This is a genomic window from Nocardia sp. NPDC056064 (assembly GCF_042266925.1).
Lineage (GTDB): Bacteria > Actinomycetota > Actinomycetes > Mycobacteriales > Mycobacteriaceae > Nocardia.
In genome coordinates this window covers 3,624,309-3,647,433 of record NZ_JBHJWO010000001.1, presented here as the reverse complement: position 1 = coordinate 3,647,433, position 23,125 = coordinate 3,624,309, and the positions used below count along the sequence as shown (strand labels likewise).

Annotated in this window: 16 protein-coding genes and 1 pseudogene; 9 read left to right on the top strand and 8 right to left on the bottom strand. The window is 70.1% G+C overall.

The genetic code is table 11. The features are described from left to right. Positions 1 to 81 precede the first annotated feature (81 nt). Positions 82 to 753: a DUF1707 domain-containing protein gene (locus ACFC06_RS16835; RefSeq protein ID WP_375931534.1), complete on the top strand. Its 672-nt coding sequence runs from the start codon at positions 82 to 84 to the stop codon at positions 751 to 753. Positions 754 to 1,885: 1,132 nt separating this feature from the next. Continuing rightward, a complete protein-coding gene (locus ACFC06_RS16830; protein ID WP_375931531.1) occupies positions 1,886 to 3,730 on the top strand; it encodes a DUF2339 domain-containing protein in 1,845 nt (614 codons plus the stop codon). A 773-nt stretch (positions 3,731 to 4,503) separates the two neighbouring features. On the opposite strand, the gene ACFC06_RS16825 is transcribed toward ACFC06_RS16830, so the two are convergent. The 5 genes and pseudogenes from ACFC06_RS16825 to trmB all read right to left on the bottom strand — a co-directional run bounded on the left by ACFC06_RS16825 (position 4,504) and on the right by trmB (position 11,781). Continuing rightward, entirely contained in the window at positions 4,504 to 5,154 is a 651-nt protein-coding gene (locus ACFC06_RS16825) for a Uma2 family endonuclease (RefSeq protein ID WP_375931528.1), read from the bottom strand. A gap of 1,220 nt (positions 5,155 to 6,374) precedes the next feature. Next, complete coding sequence (locus ACFC06_RS16820) at positions 6,375 to 8,204, bottom strand: pentapeptide repeat-containing protein (protein ID WP_375935538.1); 1,830 nt, start codon at positions 8,202 to 8,204, stop codon at positions 6,375 to 6,377. Between the two features lie 59 nt (positions 8,205 to 8,263). After that, positions 8,264 to 10,174 (bottom strand): annotated as a pseudogene (locus tag ACFC06_RS16815) (MMPL family transporter); the annotation flags it as partial. 150 nt (positions 10,175 to 10,324) lie between these two features. Continuing rightward, the gene (locus tag ACFC06_RS16810) at positions 10,325 to 11,041 is read right to left on the bottom strand and encodes an NYN domain-containing protein (RefSeq protein WP_278261113.1); all 717 of its coding nucleotides are present in this window, start codon (positions 11,039 to 11,041) and stop codon (positions 10,325 to 10,327) included. Next, a complete protein-coding gene (gene trmB / locus ACFC06_RS16805; protein ID WP_375935535.1) occupies positions 11,038 to 11,781 on the bottom strand; it encodes a tRNA (guanosine(46)-N7)-methyltransferase TrmB in 744 nt (247 codons plus the stop codon). The genes ACFC06_RS16810 and trmB overlap by 4 nt, the downstream gene beginning before the upstream one ends. Positions 11,782 to 12,038: 257 nt before the next feature. Here trmB and ACFC06_RS16800 point away from each other — a divergent pair, with 257 nt between their 5' ends. The 3 genes from ACFC06_RS16800 to ACFC06_RS16790 all read left to right on the top strand — a co-directional run bounded on the left by ACFC06_RS16800 (position 12,039) and on the right by ACFC06_RS16790 (position 16,730). Further along, positions 12,039 to 13,148 carry a hypothetical protein gene (locus tag ACFC06_RS16800; protein WP_375931525.1) on the top strand — a complete coding sequence of 370 codons (1,110 nt, stop codon included), beginning with the start codon at positions 12,039 to 12,041 and terminating at the stop codon, positions 13,146 to 13,148. Next, positions 13,135 to 14,679, top strand: a complete 1,545-nt coding sequence (locus tag ACFC06_RS16795) for a hypothetical protein (protein ID WP_375931523.1) — start codon at positions 13,135 to 13,137, stop codon at positions 14,677 to 14,679. The genes ACFC06_RS16800 and ACFC06_RS16795 overlap by 14 nt, the downstream gene beginning before the upstream one ends. Before the next feature lie 218 nt (positions 14,680 to 14,897). Continuing rightward, positions 14,898 to 16,730: a phosphoenolpyruvate carboxykinase (GTP) gene (locus ACFC06_RS16790; protein ID WP_375931520.1), complete on the top strand. Its 1,833-nt coding sequence runs from the start codon at positions 14,898 to 14,900 to the stop codon at positions 16,728 to 16,730. Positions 16,731 to 16,785: 55 nt separating this feature from the next. Here the strand turns inward: ACFC06_RS16790 and ACFC06_RS16785 are convergent, their stop codons facing one another. Then, positions 16,786 to 17,532: a phosphohydrolase gene (locus ACFC06_RS16785; protein WP_375931517.1), complete on the bottom strand. Its 747-nt coding sequence runs from the start codon at positions 17,530 to 17,532 to the stop codon at positions 16,786 to 16,788. Between the two features lie 114 nt (positions 17,533 to 17,646). Here ACFC06_RS16785 and ACFC06_RS16780 point away from each other — a divergent pair, with 114 nt between their 5' ends. Both ACFC06_RS16780 and ACFC06_RS16775 read left to right on the top strand, forming a co-directional pair. Then, positions 17,647 to 18,597 (top strand): GlxA family transcriptional regulator, encoded by a 951-nt coding sequence (locus ACFC06_RS16780; protein ID WP_375931514.1) that lies wholly within the window; start codon positions 17,647 to 17,649, stop codon positions 18,595 to 18,597. 240 nt (positions 18,598 to 18,837) lie between these two features. Continuing rightward, positions 18,838 to 19,017, top strand: coding sequence for a hypothetical protein (locus ACFC06_RS16775; RefSeq protein WP_278261119.1), 180 nt, complete (start codon positions 18,838 to 18,840; stop codon positions 19,015 to 19,017). Positions 19,018 to 19,036: 19 nt separating this feature from the next. Here the strand turns inward: ACFC06_RS16775 and ACFC06_RS16770 are convergent, their stop codons facing one another. After that, the gene (locus ACFC06_RS16770; RefSeq protein ID WP_375931511.1) at positions 19,037 to 20,482 is read right to left on the bottom strand and encodes an aldehyde dehydrogenase; all 1,446 of its coding nucleotides are present in this window, start codon (positions 20,480 to 20,482) and stop codon (positions 19,037 to 19,039) included. Positions 20,483 to 20,693: 211 nt separating this feature from the next. On the opposite strand from ACFC06_RS16770, the gene ACFC06_RS16765 reads away from it, so the two are divergent. Next, entirely contained in the window at positions 20,694 to 20,990 is a 297-nt protein-coding gene (locus ACFC06_RS16765; protein WP_278261121.1) for a hypothetical protein, read from the top strand. Between the two features lie 3 nt (positions 20,991 to 20,993). Here the strand turns inward: ACFC06_RS16765 and ACFC06_RS16760 are convergent, their stop codons facing one another. Continuing rightward, positions 20,994 to 21,791: a methyltransferase domain-containing protein gene (locus ACFC06_RS16760; protein WP_375931508.1), complete on the bottom strand. Its 798-nt coding sequence runs from the start codon at positions 21,789 to 21,791 to the stop codon at positions 20,994 to 20,996. A 146-nt stretch (positions 21,792 to 21,937) separates the two neighbouring features. Here ACFC06_RS16760 and ACFC06_RS16755 point away from each other — a divergent pair, with 146 nt between their 5' ends. Then, on the top strand, positions 21,938 to 23,107 hold the full coding sequence (locus tag ACFC06_RS16755; protein ID WP_375931505.1) for a glycosyltransferase family 4 protein: 1,170 nt from the start codon (positions 21,938 to 21,940) through the stop codon (positions 23,105 to 23,107). Positions 23,108 to 23,125 lie beyond the last annotated feature (18 nt).

Genomic DNA, 23,125 nt, shown 5'->3' with positions numbered 1-23,125 from the left:
CTCGATCCGCCATCGAACAGGGACTCGAATAGGGGTTTGCCCTGATGTGCCGGGGGCGGGTTCGTCGCTACCCTCGATGACATGGGCGGTCCCGAATCCCTCTCCGTACCCGGCGCCTCGACGGCCGGTTCCGTCGGCGACCGGGACCTGCGCGTCTCCGATGCCGAACGCGAACACGTCGGCCAGCTGCTGCAACGCGCGGTCGGGCTCGGCATGCTCTCGCTCGGCGAGTTCACCGAACGGATGGACACCGCGCTGGCCGCCAGGACCCGCGGCGAACTCAACGCGGTGCTGGTCGACCTGCCCGGAATGCGGGTGGCCGGCGCGCCGCAACCCGCCGCCATGCCCCGCCCGAAGCACGTCCCGGTGCCGCCCGGCGGCTCGAACCCCACGCTGATCCGCAGCAGGCTCTCCGGCGTGCATCGGCGCGGCCCCTGGCAGGTGCCCCCGGTACTGCACCTCAACAACCTCATGTCCGGGGTCACCCTGGACTTCACCGAGGCCGTCATGGAGACCCAGATCGTCGAGATCCAGGTCGACGACTACTGCACCGGCTTGACCCTGCTGGTCCCCGCCGCCGCCACCGTCGACCTCAACGGCCTCGACCTCATCGGCTCCAGCGCCAACAACAAGGTCCGCACCGGCCCACCCATCGGCCCCCTGCACCTGGTCGTGCACGGCCGCATCCGCTTCGGCTCCGTCACCGCGAAATACCCGCTGATGGTCCAGTGGCGCCGCTTCCTCGGCGCCTGACCACCACTTTCAGGTAGGAACCGGCCCCCACCCAGGGGTTTCTACTCATGTCCCGCGCCCACCCCGCGCCGACGATGAAGACATGAGCCGCACCACCATCGACCCCGCCCTCATCGCCCGCCTCTCCGCCGACTTCACCTCCCTCGGCACCCACATGGGGCGATTGGGTGGTGATCTGGATGTGCTGCGCGGGCAGTTGGAACAGTTCGACTCCTCCGCCTCAGACCTCGCGCCGCGTGCCGAACGCGGGGATTCGTCGGACAGTGATGCGGCCGGTGCGCTGCCGGGGCATGAGGCCGGGTCTGCGGATACATCGGCCGTGTCAGGGGAAGCGCTGTCGGCGTCGGGTCGGCCGACGTCGGCCGGTGCGGATGCTTCGGTCATGGCCGCTCCGGCCGGGGAGCGCGCGGGGGAGTCGGGGCTGGAGGCTCCGGCGACGGATCGGCCGGAGTCGGCTGGCGTGAGTGGTGAGGTGTCGGGGGAGCCTCAGGCGGTCGAGCAGGGTGCTGCTGTGAGCCCGATGACGGGGACCGGGGATGTGCCTGCCCGTGGGGCGGCGGCAGAGGTCGCGGAATCGGCGCGGGGTTCGTCACGGGAAGAGGTGTCGAATCAGGCTGGACAGCAACGGGATACGTCGTCGGAGTCGGGATGGTCTCGGCCTGGTGGGCCTGCTGTGGCCGAGGGTCGGGGTGGCTCGCCCGATGACGGGTCTGCTGTGTCGGGGTGGCGTGGTGTGCCTGGGGTCGGTGGGCATGTGGCGCCGGGGCTGTCGGGTAGTGCGCCCGATGGCGTGCCCGGGGTCGGCGAACCTGCCGCGCCAGGGCTGCCGACCGACGTGCCCGGGGTCGCTGAGGGTCGGGGTGGCTCGCCCGATGGTGGGTCTGCTGTGTCGGGGTGGCGTGGAGTGCCTGGGGTTGGCGCGCATGTGGTGCCGGGGCTGTCGGGTGGTGCGCCCGGGGTCGGCGAACCTGCCGCCCCAGGGCTGCCGACTGACGTGCCCGGGGTCGGTGGGCCTGCGGCGCCGGGGCTGTCGGGTGGTGTGCCCGGAGCGAGGGCGGCTGGCGTCGGTGGGCCAGTGGCGCCGGGGTGGCCCCATCGTGGGTGGCCGGCGGGGGCGCCGGGCGGGGTACCGGTGCGCGGGGGTGCGTGGGGGCCGCCGCCGGGGCCGGGGTGGGCCGCGGGACCTGTTGGTGCCTGGTCGGTTCCGGGTGGGCCGGTGCGAGGGGCGGGTCAGGGGTGGGGGCCGACCGCTGGGCAGCCGGGGCGGCAGGTGCCGGTGGAGCGGACGCCGTGGTGGCAGCGGGAGGGAGTGATTTCCCGGGTGCTGGCGGTGGCCGGGGTGGGTGTGACATTGATCGGTGTGTTGATGTTGCTGGTGTTGGCCGCGCAGGCAGGGTTCTTCGGGCCGGTGGCGAGAGTGGTTGCGGGGGCGGCGCTCTCGGTTGGACTGGTCGGCGCCGGTTGGCGGGTGTTCGGGCGGCCGGGTGGACGCGTCGGTGGAATCGCGCTGGTGGCCACCGGTATCGCGGGCGCGTATCTGGATGTTGTTGCGGTGACCGGGTATTACGAGTGGGTGCCGACGGGTGTCGGGCTCGCGGTGGCGCTGGCGGTGGCGCTGGCCGGGGTCGGGATGGCCGTGCGCTGGCAGTCGCAGCCGTTGGCGGTGGGCGTGGTGCTGGGTGCCGCGCTGCTCTCACCCGCGTTGACGACCGAACTGCCGCTGCTCGGGTTCCTGGTCGTGTTGCAGGCGGCCGGGGTGCCGGTGCAGCTGCGGCGGGTGTGGCCCGTCCTGCACATCGCGCGGACCCTGCCCGTGGTGCTGGCAACCCTGGCGATGATCGCCCTGACCGGCCTCGGCGCCGCCATTTCCGGAACCGACGCGACGAACCTGGGCGGACTTCTGACCGCGGCGCTAGCCTGCGCGCTGGTCGGCCTCGTCGGCGCGGTGCTCGCCGTGCGGCACCGGCCCACCGACATCACCGCCAGCGTCACCATCGCCCTCACAGCCCTTCCCGTCCTCGCCGCGGCGATGCTCTTCGACCGCGCACCCGCCGTGGTCATCACCGGCGGATTCGCCGCCGTCCTCCTCGGCCTCGCCGCCACCGCCCTCGTGCGTGTCCCCGCCGTGATCGCCGCCTCGCCTGGCCCCGTCTCGCGTGGCCCCATCGGGCATGGCTCTCCCGTGCCCGGTCCTGTCGTACCCGGCCGCGCCCGACTCGGCATCCCGTCACACACTGCGCTGGTCAGCGCGCTGACCGGCGCGGTGACCCTCCTGCTGACCTGCGTCGTCGGCACCGGCGCCCACCTGCACCTGCTGCCGACCGCCCTGTCCACGGTCGCCCTGGCCTTCCTCGCCGTCGCAGCGACCACCCGCAACCGGGTCGCCACCGCCCTGGGCACGGCCTTCGCCCTGCTCGGTGCCCTGACCCTGCTGACCATCGCCTCCCCGGAAACCCTCGGCCTGCACCGTCTCGCCGACCAGGACCTCGACCTCGCGACCGCTCTCGCCGCCGTGGTCGGTGCCGGTACCGCGATCATGGCCGCCTGGACCGTCGCCCGCCTCCCACGCGGCACCGACACCACTCTCGTCACCGCCGCCTGGGTCGTGGCGAGCCTGGCCGGCCTGTACTACGTCCTGGTCACCGCGGTCTCGCTGGGCGTCGCCCTCGGCACCGAAGACGGTTTCATCATCGGCCACAGCCTGGCCACCATCATCTGGATGATCGCCGCGACCACGGCCCTGTTCTACGGCCTGCGCCGCCTCACCACCGCCCCCGCCACCGCAAAGGTCTACCTGGTTTCCGGCCTCCTGGTGGCAGCCGCGGCCCTGGCTAAACTCTTTCTCTTCGACCTGGCCACCCTCTCCGGCATCATCCGGGTAGCCGCATTCCTGGCCGTCGGAATCCTGTTGCTGCTCACCGGAACCCGCTACGCCCGCGCCTTCGCCGACTCCACCCCCGGCGAACTCAGGCGATAGACGCGTGCAGCCGCCGATTCATGTTCAGCAATTGTCTTGTAGAACAGGCGAATGGCCATCCAGCGGCAGCTCGAGCGTGACCGGATGCCTGCGGCGCTGCCTGAACCGATCGGAGCACCCAGGGGTGCCGGTGTCGTAACCCCCTGCCCCGGACTCCCGATCGCCATGCCCCGATAGACCCTCTCGGCCAACACTTCTGGCCCCGCGTCGTAGGGGACGCGTGGCTGGGTTGGACCGTGTCGAAGGTGTGCACGCCCGAGCCGACACGGTGCGTACGTGCGAGGCGTACGACGGTGGTACTCGCAGACGGCTGGGTAGTGGGGTGTTGGTGGATCCCCCTGGTCGGGCTCGTCGGTGACGACCATCGAGCAGCCCGCCGGGGCCTGGGACGAGACAGCGGGTCATCTTCACCGCGGGGCCGGTCACTCTGCGGGAATTGCGTGGTCCGAGGGTGAACGCCTGGTGCGGGAGCTGTGGGGCTCGTGGATGACTGCTCGGCAGTGGAGATGCCGAGGTGTTGCAAGGTAGGGTGTCCCCTACGGTGCGAGCAGGTGCATGCTGTTTCGTACCCAGGCCCTCGGAGAGTGTTGACGCACTCCCGGGGGCTGATCTATGTGCGCGACAGTACCCCCTTGGTAACAGATCAGCAAACAGGTTGGCGTGGTTAGCATCTCGATTCTCGAGGTAGACAAGTCATGGCCTCGCGGCTGGGAGTTGCCGGACATTTCACGGCGCCGGTTCCGTACTGCGAGAGAGGGACACGCGCTTGTCACTCAGAACGCGAGTGCCGACCAGGTTATGTCGATCGGGAAGGGGTAGGCGAAGGTTACGGCGGTGTCGTCGGTCGGTGTCCATTCGCCGACGATCAGGTAGTTCGCCGGACGTAACGGCGTGACACCCTGCGGCAGTTCGGCATGACCGGTCTCGAGCGCGTAGGCGCGGATCTGGGCGATCGAGCTCGTCTCGCGGTGGAGGCCGACCTCCCAGTACCAGGGAATGCCCGCGCCCGCGTAGCGTGCCTTTTTCGCTTCCATGTCGGTCTGGGTGTTCGACGGGGAGAGGACTTCGCCGACCAGGACCGTATCGCCGGCTCGTACGTCGGCGAACGGCGGCAGACATCGGTGCACGAGAAAATCCGGCGTGAGGAAATCGGACTTTCCGGATGTGCCGAGAAAGACGTTAGTCTCGGATTCGACTTCCCAGCACTGCTCGGGGCGGGCCGAGGTCTCGTCGCGAGCGCACCGCTCGATCTCGTTGGTGAGTCTGCGGGTGAACTTCTGGTGCTCGCGCGGGCCACGCCGCAGCCACACGACACGCCCATCCCAGAGCTCGATCTGATCGGCGAGGTGCTCAGGCAGCAGTTCGAGCTCTTCCCAGGTCATGTACTCAGGGAGCTCATGATCCTCCGCGTTCTGCCTGGACATGCTCCTATGCTACCCGCCCGAGGTCCAAGGCCGGGCCCCTCGGCCATGCCAAGGAACTGCCTCATCGTCAGTCGAAGCCCGGCCTGGCAGTCCTCTGGCGGCGTGCGTCCGGGGGCTACTCGGAGTCGTCCTCGCGGCGGCGGAGGAGTTCGTTCACGCTGACGGTGCGGCCCTCGTTGCCCGCGTGGCGACCTTCGTCGTCGGCGGCGGTGCCGCGGCGGGACGATCGCAGCTGGGCCATCCAGTTCTCGATCTCGTTGCGGTTGTCGTCCTGGACGGGCTCGGATTCCGGTGCGGGGGCATCGGATTCGTCCGGAGTGCCGTTCGCTGCGGGTTCCGCCGGAACTGCGGTGAAGCCGTCGGGAGCCTGCCAGCCGCTCGCCTGATCCTGCTCGACCGGCGTGCCCGCGTGCTCCCGAGGCAGTGCCCAGCCCACCGGGCCCTGCGGCGGGGTGTCGCTGCGGCGGCCGCGGGCGGGCTCGGCGGCGCCGTGCCAGGTGTCGGCGGTCGGTGTCGTGGGCTCGGTGGTGCGCGAGGTCGGCTCGCCGGTCTCGTCCGCAGCGTTCGGATCGGTGGCGGTGTTCGGCGAGTGGGTGGGATTCACCGGCGAGAACATCGGGTCGGCCGCGAAAGTGTTGTCGGAGAACGACACCGGGTTGCCGCGACCGGTCTCGGACGACGCGTTCGGCTCGGCCTCCGCGCTGTCCGACAGAGAAGCCGATTCATCGAAGTCGGAAACGGGCTGCTCGCCGTGGGTGGTCGGTGAGAAGTGCGGTCGGTCCGGAGTCGCCGAGGGGACGTTCGGCGCCAAGGCGGAGAACGGCTGCTCGGTCGGGTTTTCCGGTGCAGGCCGCGCGCCGGGGAGGACCGTCGGCGCCTGGTTGTCGGTGGCAGGCGGCGTAGTGCTGGGGGTGTCGGCGAAGTTCGGGCGGTTGGGGGCCTGCGGGTCGGTCGGCTCGCCGGGGGTGACCGGCGAGAACACCGGTCCGCGGTCTGCTGCTGGGGCTTCGGAGTCGCCGGTCCACGGGGTGGACGGCTCCTGGGGTTCGACCGGGACCGGGGTGCCGAAAATGCCTCGGGCGGGCGGGGTTTCCTGGCCGCCACGCGAGACGGGGGGCCGCGCCGGTGTTTCCGGGTCGGTCGGCACTGAGGAGAGCGGGCGTCGGCCGAGAGGACCTGGAGTCTCCGGGTCAGTGGGTGCCGCGGAGAACGGACTCTGGCTAAGGCGGGGCGACGGTGTTTCCGGGTCGGTCGGCGCCTCGGAGTGGAGGTGCTGGTCGAGGGGGGTTGCCGGGGTCTCCGGGTCTGTGGGTGCTGCGGAGAACGGGCTCCGGCTGAGGCGAGGCGCGGGTGTTTCCGGGTCCGTAGGTGTCTCGGAGAACGGGCTCCGGCTGGCGCGCGGTGCCGGTGTTTCCGGGGCGGAGGGTGCCTCGGAGAACAGGTTTCGGCTGGGAGGAGACGCCGGTGTTTCCGGGGCGGAGGGGGCCTCGGCGCGGTGGGCGCCCGGGGTGACCGAGAGGTCGGTGGCCGGGGGGACGAAGGGGGGTTCCTGGGTGGGTTCCTCGTCGTCCGTCGCGCGGGGCTCCGGCTCGGGGGTGGGCAGGGGGGTGAAGCCGCTGAAGGTGCCGCCGGCCGGGGGTTCGGTCGGGCGCGGCTGGGGGGTGATCATGCTCGGGCGCGGGGGGTTGACGATGCCGGGCGGCGTGACGATGCCGGGCGGCGGCGAGCTCGAGGTGCTGGGCCGGGTCGGGGTGACGATGCTGGGTCGCGGCGTGGGTTCGTCGGTGAATCCGGCGGTGCCGGGCGTCGACACCTGCGGGACGGCCGGGTTCTCGCCACGCGGCGGGATGTACCCGCTGGGCGGCTGCACCCGCTCCGAACCACGCGGCGCACCGGGCGCCTGCGAGCTGGACGCAGGCGAGCCGGGCGTCTGCGAGCCGGGCGCGAGTGAGCCGGGCGCGAGTGAGCCAGGCGCGAGTGAGCCAGGCGCGAGTGAGCCGGGCGCGGGCGAGCTGGGTGTCTGCGAGCCGGGCGCGAGTGAGCCGGGTGCGGGCGAGCCGGGTGCGGGCGAGCTGGGCGCAGGTGAGCCGGGCGCGGGTGAGCCGGGCGCAGGTGAGCCGGGATCGCGTGGCGCGATGCCACCACTCGGTTCGTCCGCACCGGCGGACGGATTCCTGGGGGCCCCGATCACGCCGGGGATGTCGTCCGGTCGATGACCGGACCCGATCACACCGTCGGTCCCCGGAGCGGCATGCCCGGCGCCGATGACACCCGGTCCACCGACCGGACCATTGCCCGGGCGGTCTGTCTCGCCGAATCCGCCGTACCCGTTCGTGCTGCCGGGACGCGCGTCGCCGAAGTCGGCGGTCGTGCCGTTGTGGCCGTTGGAATTCGTTCCGCCACCGGTGTTTCCGGTGGAGCGCGGAACCGGGCGGCCGGGGAGGCTGATCCGGCTGTCGCTCGGCGATCCGGGGCGAACCGTGCTGCCGGGCAGGTCGAGACCGGTGTCGCCCGGCGTAACCTGTTGTGCTCCAGCAGGACCGGAGTCGGTCGGCGACGAATCGCCGGAATCGGGCAGGTTCAGGCCGGTGTCCGGGGAACTGGTCGACGGCGAGTCGTGCTGTCCCCGATCGCTTTCCAGAGCGTCGGGCTTCACGATCGGGAGGATCTGGGTGGGCTCGCCGGAGTCGGGGGGCGTCGCACCCGGCTGGACGACCGGCAGCGTGCGGGTCGGCTCGTCGGCGAGCATCGACGCGCGCGGGCGGGTGGGGTCGGGCGACTTGGCCATGCGCGGGCGCGGGGGCTCCGAATCGCCTTCGGTGATCTTGTCGAGGTGCTGGGTGGGCGCCTCGGCTTCGATCTCGGCGACCGTGCGCGGGCGGCGCGGGGTCTTGGCCAGCTTGCTGTCGGGGACCGCCGTCATCTGCATGGTCGGCGGGTCGGTGATCGGGGTGGTCTTCACCAGGTCGACCACGGCGCCCTTCTGGGGGCGTTCGTCGTCGAGGATGGGTTCGCCCATCCCGATCTTCTCCTGGATGCGCTTCATCCACTTCGGCGCCCACCAGCAGTCGTCGCCGAGCAGTTTCATGATCGCGGGCACCAGCAGCATGCGCAGGACCGTCGCGTCGATGACCAGCGCCGCGATCATGCCGTAGGCGATGTACTGCATCATCACCATGTCGGAGAACGCGAACGCGCCGGTCACCACGAGCAGGATCAGGGCGGCGGCGGTGATGATGCGACCGGTCTGGGCGGTGCCGATCCGCACGGCTTCGGTGGTCGACGCGCCTTGCGCGCGGGCCTCCACCATGCGGGAGAGCAGGAAGACCTCATAGTCGGTCGACAGGCCGTAGATGATCGCGATGATCAGCATCAGTACCGGCGCGCTGATCGGCTGCGGGGTGAAGTTGAGTATCCCGGCGCCGTTGCCGTCGATGAAGATCCAGGTCAGGATGCCCAGCGTCGAGCCGAGGCCGAGCGCGCTCATCAGGGCGGCCTTGATCGGCAGCACCAGGGAGCCGAAGGTCAGGAACATCAGGACGAAGGTGCTGAGCAGCACGATCAAGATCATCCATGGCATCAGTTCGAGCAGCGTGTCGATACTGTCGGCCATGAGCGTGGGCTGCCCGGTGACGTACATCGTCACGTTGTCGGGAATCTCGATCGAGCGCAGATAGTCGATCGTCGGTTCGGCATTGCCGGTGGGATCGATCAGCGTCGCCGAGGTGCGGTAGATCGTGCGGTCGTCCGGCGGGTTCGACGGTACCGCGAAGGGTTCGACGAGGCCGGGGGCCTGGTTCGCCTGCTTCCAGACCTGGCCGATGGCGTCGGTGTCGGCTTTGTCGCCGTTGTCGACCACGAAGACCAGCTGGATCGGGTCGGTCTTCTTCTGCGGGAAGACCTCGTAGAAGTGCTCGAGCGCGAGGCGGGTGGAGTTGTCCGGCGGCAGGTACTTCTCGTTGATGCCGCCGAAGGCCAGATTCTTGACCGGGATGATCAGCAGCAACAGGCCGACCGTCACCGGGATGGCGATCTTGAGCGGGTGCTTCATCACCCAGCGGGTGAGGCGTCCCCAGAAACCGTTCTCGATCTGCTCGGCGGTCTGGGTCTTGCGGAACCGCTTGAGGCCCAGCATGTCGACGCGCGGGCCGAGCACGGCCAGCATCGCGGGCAGGATGGTGACCGCGGTCAGGGCGGCGAGCGAGACCGTCGCGATGGTGCCGTAGGCGACCGAACGCAGGAAGCCCTGCGGGAACAGCAGTACGCCGCCGAGGCTGGCGATGATCATCGTCGCGGAGAACACGACCGTGCGTCCCGCCGTCACCACCGAGCGCCGGACAGCCGCTCTGGTGTCGTAACCCTCGGCCAGCTCCTCGCGGAATCGGCTGACTATGAAAAGGCCGTAGTCGATGGCCAGACCCAGGCCGATCATCGAGACGACACCGGTGACGAAGGAGTTCACGTCGGTGAAGTTGGTCAGCACCATGACCAGGCCGGTGGCGCCGATGATCGTCAGACCACCGATGATCAGCGGCAGCGCGGCAGCCACGATGCCACCGAAGATGAAGAACAGCAGGATGGCGACCGCGGGGAGGGCCAGCACCTCCATGCGTTTGGTGTCGTGCGCGATGGTGTCGTTGAGGGTCACGCCGAGCGGCTGCAGGCCCGAGACCTCCACGTCGACGCCGGGGACGTAGAAGACGTCCGCCACGGCCCGGTAGTTGGCCATGATCGTGGTGTCGTTGTCGCCGACGATGGCGATCGAGGCGAAGGCGTGCTTCTTGTCCTTGGAACCGAACGTCGACGGCACCGAGGGCGCGTTGCCCACCTGCCAGTAGGTGCCGTTGATCTTGCTGATCTGGTCGGGGTGTTCGGTGACGGCGGCGTTCAGATTGTCGATGATCTTGCCGCTGAAGGCCGGGTCGTCGATCGTCGTGCCCTCGGGGGCGTTGTACATGACGATCACGTCCGCCATGTGGTCGCGCCCGAACGAGGCGTCGGCGAGTTCCGCGCCCTGCACCGACTCCGAGCCGGGGTCGAACCAGCCGCTCTGGGTCAGCCGGTCACCGAGACCCGTGCCGTAGGCGCCCAGCGCCAGCAGAGCCGCACCGACCACCGCGATGACGGCGAAGCGGAACCGATAGACCAGATCGCCCCAGCGGGTGAACACTTAAGCGACTCCTTGACCAGGGCGAGAAGTGAGTAGCGCCGACAGCGGCCGGAACGGCTGCAGCCAAGCGCCCTCGTCGGGCAGCGAATCGAGGCTCACCCGCGGTAGCGGTTCCCGGAATACGCCCGGGATGTCCTCGAGATCGACGAACTCGAGAGTATCGGAAGTGACGGCCCAACTCGCGTGCTCACGGAATCCGAGCACCTGAGCTGGGATTCCCTTGGCCGCGATGGCTTCCAGTGGCTCGCGGAAGGCTTGTCCGTCGGCGGAGGCGACCATGATGCCGGCCAGTCCGTCGCGCTCGCGCATCGCGATGTGGGCGAGCATGTCGGCGTCGACGTCGGAGTCCTCGTCGATCTTCGGCTTGGCGAAGACCGCGAAACCCACATTGCGCAACGCCTCCACCCACGGGCGGACCACGTCGGCGGTGCCGGGCGCGATATTGGTGAAGACGGTGGCCTCGGGCTCGACCCGGCTCTTGGTGCCCGCCGAGAGTTCGGCGGTGCGGGCCAGCAGCCAGCGGCCGAGGGCGTCGAAACGGGGGCGATAGGCGGCGGTGGGACGTCCACCGAGGATGGCGCCGAGTCCCATGTCGAGGTTCGGCGCGTCCCAGACGAGCAGGACGCGTCGGACATCGGAGCCGGAACTGCTCAACGCCGCGCTGCCGGTTCCCTGGGCGATATCCGGCATCTCGGTGGCGATCTCACTCACGCTCATCTGTCGATCTTCCCCCATATGAACTCGTTGATGGCGCTACCGGCACGCAGGCCTTTGCCCTCGAACTTGGTGACGGGCCGTTCGAAACCGATCGGCGCGGTGACGCGGCTGGCGGCGCTGTCGCCACCGGTGGTGTCGTTCAGGCCGGTGAACAGCGGTTCCTGCGAGCCTACTGCGAGGATGTGCTCGGCGTAGTCGGCGTGGTCGGTAGCCACGTGCAGCACGCCGCCGGGCTTGAGCCTGCTGGCGATGAGCGCGAAGGTCGGCGCCTGCAGCAGCCGCCGCTTGTGGTGGCGCGCCTTGGGCCACGGGTCGGGGAAGAAGACCCGAACGCCCGTCAGCGACTCCGGGGCAACCATGTTCTCCAGCACATCGACGGCGTCGCCGCGCAGCAGCCGGATGTTACCGATCTCCTCGCGCTCGATCTGCTGGACGAGCTGGGCCAGGCCCGGCTGGTAGACCTCGATGCCGATCAGGTTCAGGTGCGGTTCGGCCTGGGCCATCGCCGCGGTCGCGGTGCCGGTGCCGCAGCCGATCTCGATGACCAGCGGCGCGCTGCGGCCGAACCAGGCGTCGGCGTCGAGCGCCTCGTTGGCGACATCGCGGCCGATCACCGGCCAGGTGCGTTCCCAGGAGGTCTGCTGGTTCGGCGTCAGGGCGCCGCGGCGGGAGCGGAAACTCGTGACGCGCGGGTACAGCCGGGAGCCGGTGGTGGAGCGGCGGCCCGCCTCGTTCGGCATCTCGGACAGTTCGAGGTGCTTCGAAGCGGTGGACGGCGGCTCCGGAACCGACTCGACAGGGTGGTTGGCAGCGTCGTTCACGTCGTCCATTGTCCAGCATGCGCGCGGGTGCGCCGCAGGCGAGTACTGCCGGTGGAAGACGACGCCGCAGATCGGCGGGTCGCGGGCGGGTTGTCGGCCCAGGTCGGCTCGCGGTTCTCCCCCGACCGGCATTGCGCCGATCTGACAGAATGCCCTCTCGACAAGGGGGTGCAGAAATGCCGACAGCCACCGATTCCGTGCAGACACGGTCGCCCGACCAGCTCGACCAGCTGATCTCGGCGCTCCGATCCGGCCGTGGCGGTGACCCGGCCATCGCCGACCGGCTCGCCGCCGCGGTCACCCGCAGGCGCAGGCCGCTCGAGATCCAGGTGGCCGGGCGGGCGCTGAGCGGGCGCACCACCGTGCTGCGCGCGCTGGCGCTGCTCTCGGCCCAGGAGACCGCGCCGGTCGATCAGCCGGAGCTGCCCGATCCGATACTCGACGGCGACCTGGTGATCTACGTGCTCGCCGGTGCGCCGCAGGCCGCCGACCACCGGCTGCTGGCGACCCTGCCCGCCGGGCGCAGCGTGGTGGTGCTCAACAAGGCCGACGCGGTCGGCGCGCGCTGGGGCGAGGCGGTCGCGGCGGCCGAGCGCTACGCGCAGGAACTGAAGCTGCCGATCATCCCGGTGGTGGCCTCGCTGGCCGCGCGGACCAGGTCCGGTGCGGTCGACGCGACCGACCTGAGCGATCTGCGCAAGCTCGCCGAGAGCCAGGAGATCCCGTCGGTCCTGGCCGCCGAGCTGTTCATCGGTTCGGGCCCCGACCAGGACACGCGCCGGCGCCTGATCGAGAACTGGGACCTCTACGGCGTCGACTGCGCGCTCACCGCCTTGCGCGCCGACCCCGAATTGCCCGCCACCGCGCTGATCCAGATCCTGCACTCCGCCAGCGGCATCGACCCGCTGCACCGGCTGGTGCACCGGCGCTACGAGCAGGTCGAGGCGGTGCGCGGCGGTGAACTGCTCGACGAGCTGACCCGGCTCGCGGCCGCCGCCGTCCCGCTCGACGGCGCCCGTGGCCGCGACATGATCGAGCACTATCTCGCCGGTGACGAGGCACTGTGGGCCGGGCTGTGCGCGGGCCTGGCCTGCCCGACGGTGTCGCACCTCGCCGCGGGTTACCCGTCCCCGGCCCCCGCCGACGCCGACGAGGCCCTGGCCCGCGCCACCCGCTGGCGTGCCGTCGTCTCCAGCGACATGCCCCCCACCGCCCGCCGCGCGGCCCTGCGCGTGCACAACGGCTACATCCGCGCCTGGGAACGGATGAGCAGTGCCGGACTCTGACCAGCGCGCGGCCACCCCCGCCGAGGACCAGCCCGCGTCGGGAGACCAGCCGTCGGCCGCGCAGGTCGACACCGCCCCATCTCCCGCGCTCGCGCCCGAGGTCGAAGCCGTCATCGAGCGCTGGAACCCGCAGGGTGTGGCACTGCTGCGGGCGATGGAACAGACCGGCAACGGCACCCAGGTGGTGCTCTACGCCGTCGACGACGCCAACACCACCCTCGTGCGCACCGAACTCGCCCGCTTCGAACCGCGCATCGATCTCGCCGATCCGGCCACTTTCACGCAGGTGGACGAGCCGCCCGCCGCGCTGATCCTGTTCGACGCGGGCAGCGTCCTCGGCGCCGACGTGCTCGCCCTGATCGAGCGGTTGCGCGCGGCGAAGCAGCCGATCCTGCTCGCCATGAACGGCTTCCACGCCTATCAGGACTGGCGCGCGACCCGCGAACGCAGCATCGCGCTGCTGGCCGCCCACGGCATCACCGATCTCGACGTGCTCGCCGTGTCCGCCAAGCTGGCCGCCGCCGCCCGCGCCGCCGACGACTCCGCTCTGCTCGACCGCTCCGGCCTGGCCGGTCTGCACGCCGCCCTGGCCGCCGCCACCGCCGCCGAACCCACCGACGGCGCCCAGCGCCGCAGCGCGGTGCTCACCCGCGTGCTCGCCGATACCAGGGCGCGGGTCGAGGAGCAGATCGCCACCCTGCGCACGGGCGCCGAGTCGGCCCGGATCAGGGAGGAGCGCGTCGCCCTGCTGGCCGGGCGCGACGGCGGCCGCCAGACCGGCCTGTCGGCGGTGCGCAGCCAGGTGCAGCTGGCCCGCGTCGACCTGACCACCGAACTCGGCGCGCTGGTGCGCACCCTGCACACCCGCTCGCGCGCCGAACTCGACCGCTGCGACCGCGCCGAACTGCGCGCCTACCCGCAGCGCTTGCAGCAGGCCACCAGCGAACTGTCCGTCGCCGTCGACGCCGCGATCGACGAGCGCGTGGCCGAGACCGCCCGTCGCATCGGCACCGCCGCGCCCGCCCCGCGCAGGCGCGATCCGGCGCCCCGTGTCGGTCCCGATCCCGAACCGAGACACCGTGGTGTCGAAGATCACCTGATGATCGCGCTCGGCGCGTCGGCCGGTGTCGGCCTCGGCAGGTTGATAGTGGCGCCGCTTTCGCTGGTGCCGACATGGGACTTCGCCAGCGTCCCGGTGACGCTGCTGCTCGGCGCGGGCGCGGCCGCCTGGGTGGTGCGCGCGCGGGCCCAGCTGGCCGAGCGCAATCACATGTCGCAGTGGGTCTCCGAAGCGCTGGTGAATGTGAAAGCCCAGCTCGAGCAGCGTGTCGCGGCTGTGCTGGTGGATGTGGAGGCCGAATTGGCCGAGCATGTCGTCATCGAATCCACGGCGCGGGCGGTCGCTGTCGACCGGCGTGTCGCCGAGCTCGACGCCCTGGCGCGGCGGCTGGTCGCGGAGCGTCCGGCGCAGCTGTCGGCCTGTGAGCGCGATGTCGCCGTGCTCGATCGCTGTGACGCCGCGATTGCGTGAGCGACCTGTGGGTAATAGGAAACGAACCCGATTCCGTCCCGGCCTTCATATCGCGTTAACCTTGAGGCAGGAACCTGGGCGTCCGCTCCGTGCCGGCTGATGCGCGGCCCCCGTCCGTGGACGGTGCTGTACACCGTCCATCTGGGGTTGTGCGGTGGTTTGCTCGCTGCGGACGTCTTCCCGCCCATGGGGGAACCACCCATCTCAGGAGAGTTTTCATGACCTCAGCGACCATTCCTGGTCTTCGTGGATCCGACGGCACCGCGCCGACCGAGCACAGCGAACTGCTCGCCTGGGTACAGGAAGTCGCAGAGCTCACCCAGCCCGACCGCGTGGTCTGGGCCGACGGCTCCGATGCGGAATGGGATCGCCTGACCACCCAGCTGGTCGAGGCGGGCACCTTCAAGAAGCTCGACGAGAAGAAGAAGCCGAACTCGTTCCTGGCGCTGTCGGACCCCTCCGACGTCGCCCGCGTCGAGTCGCGCACCTACATCTGCTCCAAGACCGAGGCCGACGCCGGTCCGACCAACAACTGGGTCGACCCCGCCGAGATGCGCGCCACCATGACCGAGCTCTACCGCGGCTCGATGAAGGGCCGCACCATGTACGTGGTGCCGTTCTGCATGGGCCCGCTCGGCGCCGAGGACCCCAAGCTGGGCGTGGAGATCACCGACTCCGAGTACGTCGTGGTCTCGATGCGCGTGATGACCCGCATGGGCCAGGCCGCCCTGGACAAGCTGGGCGCCGACAAGCCGTTCGTGAAGGCCCTGCACTCCGTGGGCGCGCCGCTGGCCGAGGGCGAGGCCGACGTGCCGTGGCCGTGCAGCGACACCAAGTACATCACCCACTTCCCCGAGGACCGCGAGATCTGGTCCTACGGTTCGGGCTACGGCGGCAACGCGCTGCTCGGCAAGAAGTGCTACTCGCTGCGCATCGCCTCGGCGATGGCCCACGACGAGGGCTGGCTGGCCGAGCACATGCTGATCCTCAAGCTGATCTCGCCCGAGAACAAGAACTACTACGTGGCCGCCGCGTTCCCGAGCGCCTGTGGCAAGACCAACCTCGCGATGATCCAGCCGACCATCCCCGGCTGGCGCGCGGAGACCCTGGGCGACGACATCGCCTGGATGCGTTTCGGCGAGGACGGCCGCCTCTACGCGGTGAACCCGGAGTTCGGTTTCTTCGGCGTCGCGCCGGGCACCAACCACAGCTCCAACCCCAACGCGATGGCCACCATCGAGGCGGGCAACACCGTCTACACCAATGTCGCGCTCACCGACGACAACGATGTGTGGTGGGAGGGTCTCGAGGGCGAGCCCGATCACCTGATCGACTGGAAGGGCAACGACTGGTCGCTGCGCGAGACCGAGACGCTGGCCGCGCACCCCAACTCGCGCTACTGCACCCCGATGTCGCAGTGCCCGATCCTGGCCCCCGAGTGGGACGACCCGCAGGGTGTGCCGATCTCGGCGATCCTGTTCGGTGGCCGCCGCAAGACCACCATCCCCCTGGTCACCGAGTCCTTCGGCTGGGAGCACGGCGTGTTCATGGGCGCCACGGTCGGCTCGGAGCAGACCGCCGCCGCCGAGGGCAAGGTCGGCACCGTGCGCCGCGACCCGATGGCGATGCTGCCCTTCCTGGGCTACCACGTGGGCGACTACCTCAACCACTGGATCAATGTCGGCAAGAACGCCGACGCGGACAAGCTGCCGAAGATCTTCTACGTCAACTGGTTCCGTCGTGGCGAGGACGGCCGCTTCCTGTGGCCCGGATTCGGTGAGAACTCCCGCGTGCTGGAGTGGATCGTCGGCCGCATCGAGGGCCGCTCCGGCGCCGCAGCCACCGCCGTCGGCAATGTGCCCTCGGCCGCCGACCTCGACCTCGAGGGCCTGAACGTGGAGGCCGCCGACGTCGACGAGGCGCTCGCGGTGAACGCCGAGGAGTGGCGCAAGGAGATCCCCTCGATCGAGGAGTGGTTCGAGTTCATCGGCGACAAGCTGCCCTCGGGCATCCGCGACGAGTTCGAGGCCCTCAAGGAGCGCCTGGGCTGACCCCCACCTGAACGCCCGAACCGCCCGTACCGCATCCGGTACGGGCGGTTCCGCGTTATTCGGCGAAGGGCGCCAGCGCCACGAACTGCCGGAAACCGGTGCTGTTGAGGCAGTGCACCCGCCCGGCCGGAACCGCGGCGGCCTCGGCCGCGAAGCGGATGGCCAGGTGCTTCTTGAGCTGGTGACGCGGTTGCCGGGCGAGCAGCTCGTCGACGAAGCCGGGGTCGAGATCGGCGAGCCTGCTGCCGAGGACGTCCACCGAGGCGCCCGCGGACACGAACCCGCCGGGGTCACCCAGCCGCGCGGCGGCATCGGGGTTGAGATGGGCGGCGATGGCCGCGCCGATCGATTCGGCCCGGTCCTCCGGCGCGCCGTGTCGCCGCGCGAAGACCGCCGCCGACTCCCCGCCGACCACGGCGAAACACCGCTCCGGTGTCGGTTCTTCGAGTTTGAGATCGTGCAGCAGGCTGGCCACGTAGCCGATCTCGTCGTCGTGGTCGACACCATCCAGCTCGGCCAGCGCGCGGGCGAAGAAATAGGTGCGATAGGAATGGGCGAGCAGTGCGTCCGAAAGATGCTCGCGCGCCTCGAGTTCGGCGGCCCGCGCCAGCGCGGTGTCGGGGACGCGCAGCTCGGCCAGGTCGAGCCTGCCCGCGCCACGGCGGCCCAGCGCCAGCCGTATCCGGCCCGCGACCAAGCCGGGTGCGGCGCGCAATACCCCGGCGATAACGTCTCGTCGTTGTGCACCGGTCAGCGTGCCGCCGGTGGTGGTGGCCCAGTTCCAGTCGAGCGTATTCGGCATGGAGATCTCCTCGGGTGTCGTCGGCGGAGCCTGATCCGAGTCTCATGGAGTCCGCGCGCGCGGTGAAGTGGCGTAGATGCCAGCCTTGCGTGGATTCGTGCCAAACTGGGGCGCATGATCGATGTCGCCGTGCTCGCGCTGGACGGCGTGATGACCTACGACCTGGCCTGCGCGGTCCAGGTCTTCCGGCACGGACCGGGCAAGACCGGCGAGCCCGCCGGATTCGACATGAACGTCTGCGGTCAGCGTCCGGGCCCGGTCTGGACACCCAATGGCTTCGGCCTGCACGTCGAACACGGCCTCGAGCTGCTCGTACAGGCCGACCTGATCGTCGTCCCCGGCATCGGTCTACCGACTCTGCCGACCCCGGAACCCGTCCTCGATGCCCTGCGCGCGGCCGCCGCCCGCCAGGCCACCATCGCCAGTATCTGTATCGGCGCCTTCGTCCTGGCCCAGGCGGGTCTGCTCGACGACCGCCCCGCCACCACCCACTGGGCCTACTGCGACGAGTTCGCCCAGCTCTTCCCGGCGGTGAAACTCGACCCCGCCGCCCTCTACATCGACGACGGCGACATCCTCACCTCGGCCGGACTGTCCGCGGGCCTCGACCTGTGCCTGCACATCGCCCGCCGCGAACTCGGCGCGAGCGCCGCCGCCGAACTGGCCCGCTGGAATGTCGTCCCGCCGCACCGCGAAGGCGGCCAGGCCCAGTACATCCCGCAGGCGATGAGCGGCACCGATCCGCGCGGGGGTCTGGCGGCGACGCTGGCCTGGGCGGTGGCGAATCCGGCCGCCGCGCAGGATGTCTCCGCGCTGGCCGCGCACGCGCTGATGAGCGAGCGCACCTTCATCCGCCGCTTCAAGGCCGAGGTGGGTACGACCCCGCGCGCCTGGCTCGACGCGCAACGCGTGGGGGCCGCGCGAGAACTCTTGGAAACCACCGCACTTCCGGTCGAGACGGTCGCGCATCGCGCCGGGTTCGGCAGTGTGACCGCGCTGCGCGACAACCTGCGTGCCGCAACGGGGCTCACGCCCTCGGCGTATCGTCGCGCCCGCCGTCGATGAGTCGCGGTCGGTTCGAGGCGAGGTTTTCAGACCGCAAGTTTCCCGAATCGATGTCCGGTGAACGATTTCCCGGCTTGTCAGCGGGTACATCTACAGATGTCAGAGAGTCGTCCACGGCGGAGGGTCGTCGTCACTTATATTCCTCTCAGCTCCCGAGCACGTCGCATCATCTGAGCTGACTCGCTTTTCGATCCGCCGATGTGGACCACGATGAGATCGACGCTGAGAGGTGATTGACGCATGACCGATCTGGTGACCGGATTCGAGGCCGACACCTACTCGAGCACGCCGCTGCAGCGGGTAGCGGGCCGCCTGCAGCGCGCCCTGCCGCCGGGCTGGCAGGTCGACGTGGTCGACCTACCAGCCAAGGGCGAAGTGGCCGCGCAGCCGGTGCTGCGCGTCCAGATGCCGGAGGACTAGGCAGTCCTGATGCGGATTGCTAGCCGGTCCAGCCCATGGGCATCAGCACCGACTTCTGCTCGCAGAACGCGTCCAGACCCTCCGGACCGTTCTCGCGGCCGATGCCGGAGTTCTTGTACCCACCGAACGGTGACGTCGGGTCGAAGGCGTACCAGTTGATCGCGTACGTGCCGGTGCGCACCCTGGCCGCGATCTCGACACCGTGCTCGATATCGGTGGTCCACACCGACCCGGCCAGGCCGTAGTCGGAGTCGTTGGCGATGGCGACGGCCTCGTCCTCGGTGTCGTAGGGGATCACCGACAGCACCGGCCCGAAGATCTCCTCCTGGGCGATGGTGCTGGCGTTGTCGACATCGGCGAAGATCGTCGGCTCGACGAACCAGCCACGCTCGAGCCCTTCCGGCCTGCCGCCGCCGAGCACCAGCCGCGCGCCCTCGGCCTTGCCCTTGGCGATGTAGCTCTCCACCCGGTCACGCTGCTTCTCGCTGATCAGCGGGCCGAGCTGAGTGGCCGGATCGCCGGGGTCGCCGGTCTGCATGGTCTTCACGTGGGCCACCAGCGCGTCCACGATCTCGTCGTAGCGGCTGCGCGGGGCCAGGATGCGCGTCTGCGCGACGCAGCCCTGCCCGCTGTTCATCAGCCCGGAGAAGGCCAGCACGGGAATGCTCGCCGCCAGGTCGACATCGGGCAGCACGATGGCGGCCGACTTGCCGCCCAGTTCGAGCGAGACGGTCTTGAGCTGCTCGCCCGCGATGGCGGCCAGCTTGCGGCCCACCGCGGTGCTGCCGGTGAAGGTCACCTTGTCGACGCCGGGGTGGCCTGCCAGGTATTCGCTGGCCTCGGCGTCGGCGGGCAGCACCGAGAGCACGCCGTCGGGTAGCCCGGCCTCGGTGAAGATGTCGGCGAGCAGATTCGCGGTGAGCGGGGTCAGCGGCGAGGGCTTGAGCACCACCGTGCAGCCGGCCAGCAGCGCGGGGCCGAGCTTGTTCGCCGCGAGGAACAGCGGCACGTTCCACGCGGTGATCGCCGCGACGACGCCGCGCGGTTCCCGTGAGACGCGCGAGGTTCCGAACAATCCGACCCGGGTCTCGTTCCATGCGAACGTCTTCGCGAGCGCGGCCCACGCGTCGAGCGCGGCGACGGCCGGAATCTGATTGAGTGTCAAGGCCGCTGACGCCGGTGCGCCCATCTCCGCGGTGAGCGCCGCGAGCAATTCGGGCGAACGCTGCTCGATGAGCCGGGCGGCCTTGCTGAGTACCTCGGCTCGTTCCAGTGGGCTTGTCGATGGCCACGGTCCGCTGTCGAACGCGTCGCGCGCCGCGGCGACCGCCGCGTCCACGTCGGCGTTCGTTACCGCGGGCACGCTGCCGACGGTCTCCTCCGTTGCGGGTGAGACCACGGAAATGCGGTCACTACCGGCCGGGGTGGTCCACTTCCCGCCGATGAACAGACTGTCGTAGTGCATAAGAACACGTTACAGTTTTGCCGCCGGATTGTCTGCAACATGTTCTAATTCGCTGTCCCGCAACGACTGTGAACAGGGCGAATTCCAACCTGTCGGTTCGCTTTTCGGGTAAACGCACTATTGCGTTCTGTTGTTGAAAAGGGGATGCTTTAGCTACTGATCAGCTCGCTCGATTCATCGGACCTTAACAGCGAATTGGGGAGACCGACTCATGGCTGTGCAAGTGATCGGCCGATCGTTGATGACCAGCGACCAGACCGACCATCAAGCGAAGAGTGTGGGCAGCGGGGGATGGGTTGTGTCATTCCTGCCCGGCCGCACACTCACCATCGAGCAGGCAACTGCCGCCATCCAGGCCGCTGAGGCGGTCGCGCAGGTGGGAATGCTCGCCGATCAAGTCGGCTTGACGACACTGGAGACAGTGGGTCTGGCCATTCAGGAATCGCCGTGGGCGAGTGCGCTGCCCGCGCCGGTGCGCCGCACACGGCGGCTGAGCTGGCTGGCGTGAACGCTACTTGGTAGCCACCACGACCAGATTGCTGACGAGTAGCTCGCGCAGTACCGGAACCCGGACGATCCACCACGCCCACCGCGGGTGATACCTCGGGAACACCGTTCGCACCTCGGCTGAAGTCGTTGCCGCCCAGCGCAGCCCGTCGGCCGCCGACACCGCGAACAACGAACGGCCGAACCTGTTCTTCGGTTCGTGTCCGTGCTTGCGCCGGTACCGCCGCGCCGCGTACTCGCCACCGAGGTAATGCCAGAGCCCGGTCTCGTGACCACCGAAGGGTCCGTGCCACACCGTGTACGAGAACACGATGAGGCCGCCCGGCTTGGTCACCCGCACCATCTCCTCTGCCATCACCCACGGATACGGCACGTGCTCGGCGACATTGGAGGAGAAGCACACGTCGAAGGCGTTGTCGCGGAACGGCAGTGCCATGCCCGAGCCGCGCACCGAGCCCGCCACCCGCAGTCCGGCGGCGTGCATCTCCGAAGGGTCGGGCTCCACCGAGACGTAGCGGGCGCCCGCGGCGGTGAACTCGTCGGCGAAGTAGCCGGGCCCGCCGCCGACGTCGAGCACGACGGTGCCGGTGAGATCGCGGTCGGTGACGTCGGCGTAGAAGTCGCCGATCAGCTCCGCGCTGTCGGTGGCGATGCCGCCGTAGAACCGGCCGGGGTCGGACTGCTCGAACCGGAAGCTGGTGAGCAGGCGCAGCGAGCGGCGCAGGGTCGCGCGATCGGCGAAACGCGATGTTCGGCGTCGCTGGACGGGCTGCGCGGATCTCTGCAGGGATGCGGTCGGCACGGCAGGAGTTTAGGGGCTCGCCGTCAGGGCGCCGAAGCCGGACGCACTGCGGCGATAGTGGCCGCGCATGTCTGTCGTGTAGAACACACTCCGCTAGGGTAGGGGCCGACGTCTGTCCGACCCCGACCCGAAGGCGAGACCCGACCGTGCGTGAAGTCCTCCTGCTGTGCTGGCGTGACACGGGGCACCCGCAGGGCGGGGGCAGCGAGCGGTACCTGGAGCAGGTCGGCGCCCAGCTGGCGGCCCGCGGGGTCAAGGTCACCCTGCGTACGGCCGGTTATCCGGGTGCCCCGCGCCGCGAGCGCGTCGACGGCATCGACATCAGCCGCGCGGGCGGCCGCTTCACCGTCTACCCGCGCGCGCTGGCCGCCATCCTGGCCGGTCGGCTCGGTATCGGCCCGCTGCGCGGCGTGCGCCCCGACGTGGTCATCGACACCCAGAACGGCATCCCCTTCTTCGCCGGTGCCACCGGCGTGCCCTCGGTGGTGCTGGTGCATCACGGGCACCGCGAGCAGTGGCCGGTCGCAGGCAAGCTGGTCGGGCGGATCGGCTGGTGGATCGAGTCCAAGCTGTCCCCGCGCGTGCATCGCGACAACCAGTACCTCACGGTGTCGCTGCCCTCGGCCGAGGAACTGGCCGTGCTCGGCGTCGACCGCGAGCGCATCGCCGTGGTCCGCAACGGTGCCGAGCCGGTGCCCGCCGAGGTCGTCCCCGGTGACGCCGCCACCCGCGCCGCCCACCCCCGCATCGCGGTCCTGTCGCGCCTGGTTCCGCACAAGCAGATCGAGGACGCCCTCACCGCCGTCGCGCACCTGCGCGAGCAGTTCCCCGACGTGCACCTCGACGTCATCGGTGACGGCTGGTGGGCCCCCAACCTGCGCGAATGCGCCGCCACCCTCGGTATCGCCGACGCCGTCACCTTCCACGGCCACGTCGACGAACACCGCAAGCACGAGATCCTGTCCACCGCGTGGGTGCACGTGATGCCCTCCCGCAAGGAAGGCTGGGGCCTGGCCGTCATCGAGGCCGCCCAGCACGGCGTCCCCACCATCGGCTACCGCAGCTCCCGCGGCCTCACCGACTCCATCGTCGACGGCGTCACCGGCCTGCTCGTCGACGATGCCCCCGCGCTCGCCCTGGCGGCCGCCGACCTGCTCGCCGACCCGGAAACCCGCCAGGTCATGGGCGAGAAGGCCCGCGCCCGGGCCCGCGAGTTCTCCTGGGAGCAGACCGGCTCCGGCGTCTACGAGGTCCTCTCCGCCGCCGCCACCGGCACCTTCACCACCGGCCTGGTCGCACCCCCCGCCCAGCACTGACCCTTCAGCCGCCTCGAT

What these genes read in the sequence shown, in the direction of transcription:
- ACFC06_RS16775 (WP_278261119.1), top strand. Translation starts at nt 18,838, where the DNA reads ATGACCGATCTGGTGACCGGATTCGAGGCCGACACCTACTCGAGCACG.
- ACFC06_RS16780 (WP_375931514.1), top strand. Translation starts at nt 17,647, where the DNA reads ATGATCGATGTCGCCGTGCTCGCGCTGGACGGCGTGATGACCTACGAC.
- trmB (WP_375935535.1), bottom strand. Translation starts at nt 11,781, where the DNA reads ATGCCGAACGAGGCGGGCCGCCGCTCCACCACCGGCTCCCGGCTGTAC.
- ACFC06_RS16825 (WP_375931528.1), bottom strand. Translation starts at nt 5,154, where the DNA reads ATGTCCAGGCAGAACGCGGAGGATCATGAGCTCCCTGAGTACATGACC.
- ACFC06_RS16790 (WP_375931520.1), top strand. Translation starts at nt 14,898, where the DNA reads ATGACCTCAGCGACCATTCCTGGTCTTCGTGGATCCGACGGCACCGCG.
- ACFC06_RS16765 (WP_278261121.1), top strand. Translation starts at nt 20,694, where the DNA reads ATGGCTGTGCAAGTGATCGGCCGATCGTTGATGACCAGCGACCAGACC.
- ACFC06_RS16785 (WP_375931517.1), bottom strand. Translation starts at nt 17,532, where the DNA reads ATGCCGAATACGCTCGACTGGAACTGGGCCACCACCACCGGCGGCACG.
- ACFC06_RS16800 (WP_375931525.1), top strand. Translation starts at nt 12,039, where the DNA reads ATGCCGACAGCCACCGATTCCGTGCAGACACGGTCGCCCGACCAGCTC.
- ACFC06_RS16770 (WP_375931511.1), bottom strand. Translation starts at nt 20,482, where the DNA reads ATGCACTACGACAGTCTGTTCATCGGCGGGAAGTGGACCACCCCGGCC.
- ACFC06_RS16810 (WP_278261113.1), bottom strand. Translation starts at nt 11,041, where the DNA reads ATGAGCGTGAGTGAGATCGCCACCGAGATGCCGGATATCGCCCAGGGA.
- ACFC06_RS16835 (WP_375931534.1), top strand. Translation starts at nt 82, where the DNA reads ATGGGCGGTCCCGAATCCCTCTCCGTACCCGGCGCCTCGACGGCCGGT.